Below are 11582 nucleotides of genomic sequence, written 5' to 3' on the forward strand. Positions count from 1 at the left end.
ATCAGGCGTAGCATGTAACCCCTTTAACCGGCAGATCGTTCAGTAAAATACCACATCGCCTTTGGCAGGCACCAACTGGGAGTATTCCGGAAGGATTTCAGCCACAGCCACCCGTTGCTCCTTGCGAATCTCGGAAACCCGGACTTTACCCACCAGCTTATCTTTACGTTGCACCGTAAGATCGGTCATAGGAATCAGACCGGCGTCGGGCAGCATGTCAATGACTACAAAATTCCAGTTCGTATTCATGATCGCAATATGGCCCTGAACGCCGCTGGGCAGGGTATTGGTGCTGCTGGCCCCAATGATTAATTTCATTTCTTTTTCGATTTTGGCGATATAGCGCTTCCCGGCATCAATCTCGGATTCACAGGCACTGACTTTTTCCGTCAACGTCGAGATTTCACCCGTTTTCTTCTCAATATCAGCCTTCTGGGTTTCAATCTGCCCATTTAACCCTTCAATCTCAGTCTTTTTCTTCTCAATTTCCTGCTTGGCATCGGCAAGTGCTCCGATTGTTTTCACCAGATTGTTACTGGTGGTCGCCAGTACGCCTTCCGTATTCACGAGCTGATTACTGGTTTGCCCAAGAGTGGTCCGCGTCTGGGTTAACTCGCCACGGGTATCGTTGAGACGGGTATGCTGGCGATCCGCACTGTTCAACACGGTCGACAGGACATCATCCATCGTACCGGCGCCGGAGGTCACCTTGCTGGGCTTCCCGTCATCCCCGATTTTATAGTACTGCTTGAGATCATCATTCTTGACGATCATGCGGGGAATGTTATCGCTGGCGGCCAGATCGGTAATAGTTGCGGGAGGCAACTCCACCGTTCCGGCGATTTTGACAACATAATCAGCGAGCTTGTTGGTCCGGCCTTTAAGCTCCGTCCGCTGACTATAAATTTTGAACTCCACAACAACTGCTGCAATACTCAATAAAAGCAAGGCAACAACCAAGACTTTCAGGGCTTTGTCCATGTCTGTCCTCTGGCATTAAAAGGGTTACTAATTCCGGTGACTATGCACCGCTTGGCTTATTGGTGTCAAATAGAAATCCACCGACGTGAATCCGCACGATTTATTCATGGCCGCCCCCGGGTTTATCCTGAATCACCGTATCGCACCTCGCCGCCAACTCATTCCGCTCCGGGTAATCAATGGTATAATGCAAGCCCCGGCTTTCATTCCGTAATTGGGCCGACCGGATAATCAACTCGCCGACATCCGCGATATTCCGGAGTTCAAGAATATCCGGGGTGACCAGGTAATCCAGATAATACTGGCGAATTTCCTCCCGCAGGTTACGAATGCGCCGGGCGGCCCGTTCCAACCGTTTATCGGACCGGACAATTCCCACATAATCCCACATGCAGGTGCGAACCTCATTCCAGTTATGTTCGAGCACGATACTCTCATCACTAGGGACCGCCGCTCCGTATTCCCAACTTGGAATCCCCACCCCGCGCATATCCTGCCGCTCCAACTGCCCCAGGTGCTCACCCATTTTGGCGGCGCACACCAGGGCCTCCAACAGGGAATTACTGGCCAGGCGATTGGCCCCGTGCAAGCCGGTACAGGCGACCTCCCCGCAAGCAAATAAGCCCGGCATGGCGGTGCGCCCATCCACCGTCGCCTCCACACCACCACAGAAATAATGCGCCGCCGGAACAACGGGAATCAAATCTCTTGCCATATCGATCCCCAGCGACAGGCATCGGGCATAGATGTTCGGAAACCGGTTGATTAAAAAATCGACCGGATGATGGCGGATATCCAGATACACACAGGGAGCCCCGCTCAACTTCATTTCCCGGTCAATGGCCCGCGCCACAATATCACGGGGCGCCAAGGCCCCCCGCGGGTCATAGGCATCCATGAAGGGCCGGCCCTCCGCATCCACCAGGTTGGCCCCTTCGCCCCGTACGGCCTCGCTGATTAAAAATGATTTCGCCTTCGGATGGTGAAGGATCGTGGGATGAAACTGGATAAACTCCATGTTTTTAATCGGCAAACCGGCACGCCAGGCCATGGCCACCCCGTCGCCTGTCGCGATATCCGGGTTACTGGTATACAGATACACCTTCCCGCCTCCACCGGTCGCCAACACCGTCGCAGAGGCTCGTATGGCAAAGATCCCGCCGGTATTCTCATCCAGCGCGTACACCCCAACACAGCGGTTATCCTCCGGCCGCAAGGCCCCCGGCCCCGCCGACCCCGCCCGACCCGCAAGCCACCCGGTAGTAATCAGATCGATAACCATGCAGTGATCCATCATCGAAATCGCCGGATCGGCCTGCGCCTGGGCCAGAAGGACTTTCTCCGCCGCCTGTCCGGTAATGTCGCCCGCATGGAGTACCCGGCGCTGGGAATGCCCCCCCTCGCGTCCCAGATCATAGACCCGCCCGTCTTTGCCCGGCTCCCCGGCAAAATGCAGGCCAAAGCGTTCCAACTCCGCGATCCGCTCGGGCCCATTGCTGACAATCTCACGCACCACACTTTCATCACACAACCCCGCGCCTGCATCCAAGGTATCCTTCACATGCTCGGCAAAACTGTCCTCTGAATCCATCACACAGGCGATCCCGCCCTGGGCATAATTGGTATTACTCTCCGCACGGCCCTTCTTGGTGACCACCAGAACCCGGCCATGCCGCGCCAGATGCAAGGCTGACATCAACCCGGCAATCCCGCTTCCCAACACCAGATAATCACAATCAATAATTTTCATACCCATACCAGCGTAAAGATTACATTACCATCCGAACCTAGACCGCTTGATGTCCTTCTCTAACAGAATCTCAATCTTACGGACTTCGCCGGCCCGCACACGATAATACTGCAAACATGATTTAAACCCAGGCGCATCCACCATGACCTGATGATTTTCTCCAGGAGAGACCTCAACTCGACCCGCCTTCACACTATTGCCGTCCACCTTGATGGTGGCGATTCTGGGCGCAACAACAATATTAAAAACACCATTGCTACTCATCACGGCCACCGGGGGAGCACCAGCCCCAACCGACGTCACAGGGGCCGTCTCGATGGCCAAAGGCTTTGTTTCTGGCAACACTTTCTCTACCGGCGCCGCCTCGACGACTACAGGCTTGGCTACTGGCAACGCTTTCTCTACCGGCGCCGTCGCGACGACTACAGGCTTGGCTACTGGCAACACTTTCTCCAGGGGGGCGATCACCAGTTCTGCCCCACCTGCGCCCCGCATCGTCACCGACTCAATCCGAGGTTGTCGGTCTTCACGCCCTTCAATCATTAGCGAAACAACCATTCCGGGCGAATGAACCGGCCACTCATGATCCAACGTTCCCTCCCGGGCTAACATCAATTTGCCTTTGAGCTCCTGTCCCGAGATCCGGACATCCTCCCCCGACTTGTTGCAGAAGCGCAGAATAAATATCGTTTTTTGTTTTGCTGAAGTTTCGCGCAGCGTCCTGGCCCGTCCCGCCAACACCTGCTCTACCGCAGCCTCGTTCAGCACCGTATCCACCGCCTTGAGCCGGCGTAACCGCTGCGAAAGCGGGTCCTTTTGCATCAACGTCCGCTCGATAAGCGCTGAATACTCAGCTACCCCGGACTCCCACTGATCCTTCAGTCCGGAATCAGCCAAAGCCACCGCTGAAACGTCCGCAAGAATCCGCACCCCATCCACACAGCTCTCAAGATTGCCCCGCCCGACCCGGCCCCGGAGTTCTGTCAATACCTGAGCCGCGTCCTGGATGCTCTTCCGGATGGCCATCGCCTGACGCTGTCGCGTCTCAGCCGCCACACGGCTGGCCTCCACGTCCTGATCCAGCCCCGAGAGCGCCCCCTTCCTGAACCGCTCCGGCACCGAGGCGATCAGGGCCGTCAAGGCCTTCCCCGCAGCCTGTCCTTCGGCCATCCGGTCCCCCTCATAAGCAGCCTTAGCCTGGCGGACTAGCTCCCCGGCAAACAGCTGATACCTGGCGACCGCGGCCTCCTCCACAGATTTGACCTGGGCGGGCTGTAATTTGACGTCAGGATTCTTTTCCAAATTGCCAAACTCGACAAGCGCCAACCGCAGCGAATCCCGGTCGCGTGCATTAGTAATCTGGTCCCTGATCCGCATACACGCCCCGGCCCATTCACGCTCCAACGCTGCCGCCTGCAGTGCCTTGACGGAAGCCGCCGACGGCACCGGTGACGTCAGTCCAACGGACATCTGCTCAACGTCCTTAACCGCACGTTCAGGCCCCCGGTCCAAAGCCTCCGTTTTACGAGCCTCCGGACTACCCACCATCCAGCGCCCCAGGCCTCCCGCCAGCACGAGCCCGACGACCACCAATCCCGCGAGCATCAGGACCTTACGTCGTCTCCGCCGCACCGCCTCCGCCTTGCCGGCAGCCATCAGATTGAGTGGAGCCGCCATCGTCCTCTCAAGTTCCTCCAGCGGGCGGGTGCCCACGGTAGCCCCGGGCTCCGGCAAAGGAAAGTCATTCTCATCGGCAAATGAATGCAGCGTGGCAATGGTCAGCTCCGCCTGGCCCTCATCCGCCGGGCTGTCATCATACCCGGTTCCCCCCTGAATATGTTCAAGAGCCAATTTCAACTCAGCCGCGCTCCGGTAGCGATCAACCGGGCGTTGCGCAAGCGCCTTCAGGATCACCCCTTTCAAACGGGGATACTGCCTGAAGGCCTCCCCTTCAAAAGACAGCTCTACCGGCTTGCGCAAGCGTTGCTGAAACGCCATCCAGGCCGAATTTACGTCGGTAGGCAACCGATCGTAGACCGGCCGGCCTGCCAGCGATTCATAAAGGCATAGCCCCAGCGCATAGAGGTCCGATTGAGGAGAGCCGCGATCTCCACCTGCCTCGGCAAATTCCGGTGGCATATAATCCAACGTCCCGGGAACCCCGCCCACCGTCACCGTCCCGGAAACATCCCGAGCCACGCCGAGGTCAAAGATCTTCCCATTGCCGGGCTGCCCCACTGGAGCATACAAGTTGCCCGGCTTGATGTCCCGGTGAATGATCGGACGTGAATTTTCATGCAGGAATTGAAGGGCTGACAAATACCCGATATAGAGCGGGAAGGCTTCAGACGGCTCCAACCTCCCCTCATTTTTAAGCCGAGTTCGCAGCGTCCAGCCGGGCATCCCCTCCAGAAATTCCAGAATCAGAAAATACTGCTTTTCGCCTACCGCTCCCTCAACAATCATAAAGTCAATATACTTGACCAGATTGGGATGGGAATACTGCTGCAGGATTTTAGCTTCCTTGATAAACCGTTCTGATTGTTTTTCAGCAAACAGATGTTTGACCGCCACCAGGGCTCCATCGGAAATCCGACGCGCCTTGAACACCTCGCCAAATCCACCACGCCCCAGAACGGCCAGCAGTTCATATTCATCTTTATTCTTGTGCCGGATCCGGCGGCTCCGTATTTTGCGAAAATCTTCCAGCATCGAAGCAAAGGTGGCATACCGCTGCTCCCGTTTGGCGGCCAGACAACGCGCCACAAACGGTTTCGCGTTACTCAATACCCGGAACACAGCCGGACGGAACGAAGGCGATGGCGCCCCACCATCTTTCCACCGGTTCAAATAGCCGATATGCGCAGACTCACCCAACCCGTCATATGGCAACGTCCCCGTCAACGCCTGATAGAAGCAAACCCCAAGACTGAAAATATCTGACGCCTCATCCCCCCGGAAACCCGGAATGGTGATGAAGTCCGGAGCCATATAATCAAATGTCCCCTTCCATCCGGCCGTACTCATCTGGCCGCCTTCATCCTGCCGCGCAATGTCAAAGTCGATGACCTTGACCGCCCCATCTTTTGTAATAAATATATTAGACGGCTTGAGATCCCTGTGCGTGATCCCCCGTTCGCGAGCATGGATCAATCCGGCCAGGCATTGTTCAAACACTTCCTCAACTTGTGCCCAGGGCAGTCCGGTATTGGCCCGCTTCAAGCGGTCGGCCAGGGTCTCCCCTTCCAAAAACTCCATCACCAGGCATTGCGCCTCATCCCATTCCCCTGAATGCCATGAAAAGCTATCGCGATAGCGGACAATATTGGTATGCGACAGGCGGCGCAAAATATCCGCCTGTGACTGAAACTTGGAACGCAATTGATCATCGTCGCCGGTAATCCTGATCAATTTAATCGCAACGATTTCATCCTGCACAAGTTGCGCCGAGGTTGGCCCCGTATAACGGCCCTGATAGACACGACCTTGAGCGCCATCCCCAATCAGGGCCAGCAACTCATAATCGCCCACCTGTTCTTTTCCTGTCTCCGTCATTCCTGAGTTCCACCTTGTCCCTCTGCACCAGCGGCAGGGTGTTCATTGCCGACCGCATCGCCCTTAGGGACTGCAGGAGCGGGCAACCGGGCGGCCGGGGCTTCTTTAAGCGCACCAACGTGATCAAAAACATTCGTTCTCAGCACCAGAAAGGTCCCCACTCCTGCCAGGATCACCAACGCAAAAAGGAGCCATACCCAGATCATGCTCTCAGAAGAAGCCGGGGGAATGCGCCTGATTCCTGGATTAACACGCGCCGGAGTGACCGGAGTCTGCTCCCGACCGCGCCCTGAATCGGGACTATCAGGGGTGACCCCCTCGGTCGCCATGGTCCCCGCCGTGTTGGCTGTTTCGCCGGTCTCATCCTGTTCCTCGTGACCCGGGGCGGGTTCAGGCCTCTCGGTGGCTCCCACTACCAGTTGCTGCAGAGCCAGAGTCTCGGGCGGCGTCTCCATGGTGGGACCCTCGGGGAGAGGGCTCGCTACCCTAATCACAATAACCGTGACATTATCATCCCCCCCCTCATGCAAGGCTTCATCAATCAGCAATTTCGCCATCTGCTCAAGGGGGTCAGACTGATGCTTCCTGATAATCTTGTGAATCCGCCGATCGCTCAACATCTTATCCAAGCCGTCGGAACACAGCAGGAAAATATCCCCCGCCGCCACATCAAACGGAGTGGCTTCAAGGATCACATTCCGATCCAGCCCGACCGCACGCGTAATAACGCCCCGGAACATGAGGGGCAACGTGCTGTCGTCGGGAAGCCCCGCCGCGGCCGCGACAGAGTGATCCGTCGTCAACTGGACCAAGGTATCCCGACGAAGGCGGTAGGCCCGACTATCGCCCGCATGCAGGGCAATCCCCCTGGATGGAAACACCCGATCAAACACCAGACCGACCGCCGTACTTCCTGTGCCGTTGATGCCCAGTCCATCCGCACGCTCCTTGATCCAGCGACTCGCCTCATTCAGTGCCCGCTCGAATAATATGGCAGAGGCCTCCGCCGTCACCGAATAGCGGGCATCCGGTGATTCAAGGAAGGTCTTTCGCAAGGCATCCACGACCGCCTTGCTGGCCACCTCGCCCCCCTGAACCCCGCCCATCCCATCCGCCACGCAGAACACACCGCTCCCGGGCAGACTGATCATGGAATCTTCATTATTTTTCCGCCGCCGCCCGACATCCGTCAATTCGGCGGACGACAGATATTCAAACTGGGTATTCACGGTAACAGGCCTCTTTCAGAAATTACTTTCCAGGTTCAATTTCAATCATTCCGCTCTTTTCACTCTCCAACCCATCCTTATCCACAGCCGAAATGGTCACGGTCATCGGCTTTGACAGTTCCGTGAATTCGAAAAGGTAAGAGGTCTGCTCCGTGGTTGCAATCGGCTCCCACCCAAAAAGTTTCTTCCGCCACACATTGTAGCGCTGCACATCCGGTTGCGCAGGCGCCTGCCAGCTGACCCGTGCATTTGTCCCCACCCACTCGCGACTGACCCTTGAGGGCGCATCAGGGATCGGCTTGGCCCGTCCCATGATCACCTTGCTCCAGTCGCTTTCCAGACCGGCCTTATCAACTGCCTTGATCCGGGAATACCGGATTGTGCCCGACTCCAACGCCATTTCCCTCGCGGAAAGCCCACCCAATCGTCCGGAAGCGACCGTCATCAACTTGCGGAATCCCGCATCGGGCCGGTCCGCACTCTCAACCACATAATCGGCAATATCCATTTCGGAGTTGGCCGCCCACGTCAGGTTGATGGACAAGGGGGTATTCGTGGTCGCCATCAACCCCACAGGAGCGGCAGGACGGTATTTTGTACGCGCCGAGGCGGCGATTGAGGCCGATGAACGGACGTTGGCATTATTGAACCCGATGACCTTGTATTGATACACGGCTCCATCTTTCAGAAAGCCCAGACCCGAGGTGGGCTTGATTTCGCCGCGATCCAGAAAGTTTGTCGAGCTGTGGCCATTCAACCGGCACACCTGCGCCCAGTTATCCTCACTATCATCAGCGCGCCACACCTCATACCCGACCACCGATTTATCCAGACTCATGGTCCAGGAAACCGGAATCTCACGGGGCCGTCCAGTTAAAGCCACTACGGCCGCCACCTCCTCCGGCACTCCACGGGTGAAGGCTCGGGCCACGTCCGAGAACGCGCCTTCAGCCGTTACCGCATTCACGGCACGGATTCTGTAAAAATAGATGGCTTCATCCTCGAGTTTCCCCGGATTGGTGCCCCCGTCCAGATAGGAGCAGGAGGACCGTCCGGGGGCCGACCCTATTTTCTCAAAAAGACCTTCCGCCTGCCGGGCCCGGTAGACATCATACCGGACCACATCCGGCTCGGGGTTCGACTCCCAGGAGATCGGAACACATCGCACTTCATCGGAGACGCCCACCACATGCTTCACCGCTGCAGGCGGCGGCAGTGTAACGACTTCAGAGACCCCGGAGGGGGCGCTTTCGGCATTCACACGGTTTACCGCAACCACACGATACAAATATCGGGTGCTATCCTTCAACACCGAAGCGGCCGTGCCACCATCCGTAAAGGTACAGGACGGGGTTACTCCGATACGTTCAAAGGCCGTTGAAGATGAAGCCAACGCCCGCTCAACGCGGTAAAGGGTAACCGCCTCAGACGGGGCCGCCCCCCCCCAGGTCACCGTTACCCCGCGGGAACTTGAGGCCACCGTGCTCACCTTGGAAGGGGAGGCAGGCGGGGGAGCCGTCACCGCCTTGACCACTGCAGAAGGAATGCTTTCCGGGCCCTCACGCTCCAATTGGGCAATAATCCGGTAGTAATAGGCGGTATTGTCCCTCAAGGGATTGTCTCGGGTTCCTGTATCTTTGAAGGACATTTTACGGGGCGAAACCGCCGCAATCTCCGCAAACGCATCATCTGATTCAAAGGAGCGTTCAATCTTGTAATGGAAGCACTCATCTGTCGGCATTTTCCAGCTGACCATTACCTCCCGCAACCCCTTACTCGAAACGGTCACTCCTTCGGGTTGTCCGTATAATGTTTTTCGTTTTATCGCGCTATCGGCCACAGGCGACCCCACTGTGGGGCCGCTTGAAAGCGTAGACGCAGGAACCCCTGACGTTAATGAAGCGTGACCCTCCGTGCGACGGGGATCAGCAATCTCGTACACCACCGCATTGCCGACCTGATTAGCGATGACCTCGCGGGGCAGATAATCAGGAACCCGCTGCCGGGTACGACACCCCGTAAGGCCTGACACCAAACACCATATCAATAAAATCCGTAGCAACCACACCATATCCGTATCCTCCCCAGCCGATCCTCACCCACACCTCTATCAATACCCGCCTCTTTTTCCAAGCTTAACCTATAAAGTTGACAGTCATCCGCGTTCGCGCAAGGATTGGGAAAAGATTTTTGAACCCCAAGGAGGAGTTACCCTGAATATGACAAAATTATTGAAATGCCTCAGCAGTGGAATCGTTAGCCTGGTCTTTTGCCTGATGACCGGGTGCGCCACCACCCCAGGTGGCATCGCGCCCTCCTCCACCCCGCTGGAAGGGCGGAGTTACACCATTCTCGGCTATACCGAAGCAACGGACAGCCGAGTCTGCCTGCTTGGCATCATCCCGATATCACGCCACAATTCCGTCCGCGATGCCATTCAGAATGCAGCGAGGAAAGTCGGCGGGGATGCGCTGATCGAAGTGACGGCAGAATCCTATACTCAATATTACATCCTCTTCTCGCGCGATATCACCCGCGTGGAAGGGATCGGCATCCGTTTCACAAAGTAGTGTCAGTCCGCTTACTCCGCAGGGCTCACTTCCGTCCAGGCCACCGACGCCCCTTGCCCATTGCGAGAAGGGGTAACCGCGAGGGAGCCGTATTGATCACCCCGGACAAGCAAGGCCGAATGGCCTTGTCCTGCGCGTTTTGGGGATGCGGCAAACATCGGGCGCCAGTTCCCCTTTTGCAAATTCAAAAGGGCTTCCCTGAATGCGCTCGCCGGATCCTGTTGCTGATACGTAATTTTAGTCTGGTAACGTTGATCCCCGCTCTCCTCAACCACATTCAACCCCTGGGGGGTCATCACCCCTCTGGCATCCGGAACAGGCAACCATGGGCCGGCAAAGTCCTTTACGGACGGAGCCGCCGCACCACAGATCGTAACTTGAACCCACCCGGCCTTGTCTGGACGTTCCTCTGTCGCGACATGGATGGACCATGCCCCGCGATTCAACGCCAGGGAGGACCCCGTCACCTTCCTGTAGATCTCCAGAAATTGCGGATCCTGCAAACCTGAGTCCCCGCTCTGCTCACGATGCACCTCGGGCTTCAGGTTGTAACTTTCTTCCGTCACATCCCGCCACCCGCGTGCCGCCATCTGGCATTTGTAATACTCGAGGACCGCGGCCGGACTCGCACAGGTTTCCCAGTTTTCGGTAATGTAATCGACCCCATTCACACCCAATTCGCGCCGCCGCACGGCGGATGACGCCGGAAAATGGGGCCACAGGGACGGGGAGCTCCTGGCCACGCTCGGTCCCCTGACAGGCGGACTCCCGCCTTGCTCCGCCCGGGCAGGCTCCTCTCCCGTCAAACTGAACGAGCTCCCCAGGAAAATGCTCAAACACACGGACAACAGCCAGAGCACCAGACACGACAGAATGGCGCGCCCCGCTACCCCTGCTATCGCCTTGATATTCATCAGGAAAGCAGACTTCCAATCCATTCGAGTATCGTCCCCACCGAACCGGCAATCTGGGACAACACCCCCTTTAGCGCATCCGAACGGTCCGGCCAGGTATTCTCAACGTCTGCCGGCCAAACCGCAGAGGATGACTCCGACAGATAGTTCGTCAACGCCAGCGAAGGCATGAATGGAATTTGAATTTTCATCAGGGCGAACGGATACACATCGGGTTTTTCGAATTCTTCCGCAGTGATGCCAAAGGTAACGGTGGCCCGTTGCGCCGTGGCGTCGGCGCCACTCCATCCTGGGCCGATGGCGCTCAAATTTAGCCCCTCAGGCGCGGCAATATGCGCAAAATTAACATCTCTGCCGTAAAAGAAACTGCCCGCAATCCCCCCGGCGTCCGCATTATGCCCCATCATCCAGGCGGCATGCCGTGCCGCCATGACGGTTCGCACATGATTGATTCGCATATAGCACACGTGACTGATCAACACCCAGGTTAACGCCATCAGGGCCAAGCCAATACAGGCTTCAACCAGGGCCTGACCGGAGGCACTTGCCCGTGAATTTCGATGGAGTGATAGGATAGTCATGC

Annotated in this window: 8 protein-coding genes; 1 reads left to right on the forward strand and 7 read right to left on the reverse strand. The window is 57.1% G+C overall.

The window, feature by feature from the left end; all coding sequences use genetic code 11:
* Nucleotides 1–39: 39 nt before the first annotated feature.
* The 5 genes from WCS52_06775 to WCS52_06795 all read right to left on the reverse strand — a co-directional run bounded on the left by WCS52_06775 (nucleotide 40) and on the right by WCS52_06795 (nucleotide 9586).
* Complete coding sequence (locus tag WCS52_06775) at nucleotides 40–981, reverse strand: hypothetical protein (GenBank protein MEI6166880.1); 942 nt, start codon at nucleotides 979–981, stop codon at nucleotides 40–42.
* A gap of 100 nt (nucleotides 982–1081) precedes the next feature.
* On the reverse strand, nucleotides 1082–2731 hold the full coding sequence (gene nadB, locus WCS52_06780) for an L-aspartate oxidase (GenBank protein ID MEI6166881.1): 1650 nt from the start codon (nucleotides 2729–2731) through the stop codon (nucleotides 1082–1084).
* 24 nt (nucleotides 2732–2755) lie between these two features.
* On the reverse strand, nucleotides 2756–6286 hold the full coding sequence (locus WCS52_06785) for a serine/threonine-protein kinase (protein ID MEI6166882.1): 3531 nt from the start codon (nucleotides 6284–6286) through the stop codon (nucleotides 2756–2758).
* Entirely contained in the window at nucleotides 6283–7515 is a 1233-nt protein-coding gene (locus tag WCS52_06790) for a protein phosphatase 2C domain-containing protein (protein MEI6166883.1), read from the reverse strand. The genes WCS52_06785 and WCS52_06790 overlap by 4 nt, the downstream gene beginning before the upstream one ends.
* 22 nt (nucleotides 7516–7537) lie before the next feature.
* Complete coding sequence (locus tag WCS52_06795; protein MEI6166884.1) at nucleotides 7538–9586, reverse strand: hypothetical protein; 2049 nt, start codon at nucleotides 9584–9586, stop codon at nucleotides 7538–7540.
* Nucleotides 9587–9734: 148 nt separating this feature from the next.
* Here WCS52_06795 and WCS52_06800 point away from each other — a divergent pair, with 148 nt between their 5' ends.
* Entirely contained in the window at nucleotides 9735–10085 is a 351-nt protein-coding gene (locus tag WCS52_06800) for a hypothetical protein (GenBank protein MEI6166885.1), read from the forward strand.
* A gap of 11 nt (nucleotides 10086–10096) precedes the next feature.
* Here the strand turns inward: WCS52_06800 and WCS52_06805 are convergent, their stop codons facing one another.
* Both WCS52_06805 and WCS52_06810 read right to left on the reverse strand, forming a co-directional pair.
* The gene (locus tag WCS52_06805; GenBank protein ID MEI6166886.1) at nucleotides 10097–11023 is read right to left on the reverse strand and encodes a hypothetical protein; all 927 of its coding nucleotides are present in this window, start codon (nucleotides 11021–11023) and stop codon (nucleotides 10097–10099) included.
* On the reverse strand, nucleotides 10999–11580 hold the full coding sequence (locus WCS52_06810) for a hypothetical protein (GenBank protein MEI6166887.1): 582 nt from the start codon (nucleotides 11578–11580) through the stop codon (nucleotides 10999–11001). The genes WCS52_06805 and WCS52_06810 overlap by 25 nt, the downstream gene beginning before the upstream one ends.
* Nucleotides 11581–11582 lie beyond the last annotated feature (2 nt).

The sequence above is a fragment of the bacterium genome, assembly GCA_037128595.1.
Classification (GTDB): domain Bacteria; phylum Verrucomicrobiota; class Kiritimatiellia; order CAIKKV01; family CAITUY01; genus JAABPW01.

Bases quoted from the DNA above. Each gene is read 5' to 3' on its own strand.
- WCS52_06775 (MEI6166880.1), bottom strand. From the start codon at position 981: ATGGACAAAGCCCTGAAAGTCTTGGTTGTTGCCTTGCTTTTATTGAGT.
- nadB (MEI6166881.1), bottom strand. From the start codon at position 2,731: ATGAAAATTATTGATTGTGATTATCTGGTGTTGGGAAGCGGGATTGCC.
- WCS52_06785 (MEI6166882.1), bottom strand. From the start codon at position 6,286: ATGACGGAGACAGGAAAAGAACAGGTGGGCGATTATGAGTTGCTGGCC.
- WCS52_06795 (MEI6166884.1), bottom strand. From the start codon at position 9,586: ATGGTGTGGTTGCTACGGATTTTATTGATATGGTGTTTGGTGTCAGGC.
- WCS52_06800 (MEI6166885.1), top strand. From the start codon at position 9,735: ATGACAAAATTATTGAAATGCCTCAGCAGTGGAATCGTTAGCCTGGTC.
- WCS52_06805 (MEI6166886.1), bottom strand. From the start codon at position 11,023: ATGGATTGGAAGTCTGCTTTCCTGATGAATATCAAGGCGATAGCAGGG.
- WCS52_06810 (MEI6166887.1), bottom strand. From the start codon at position 11,580: ATGACTATCCTATCACTCCATCGAAATTCACGGGCAAGTGCCTCCGGT.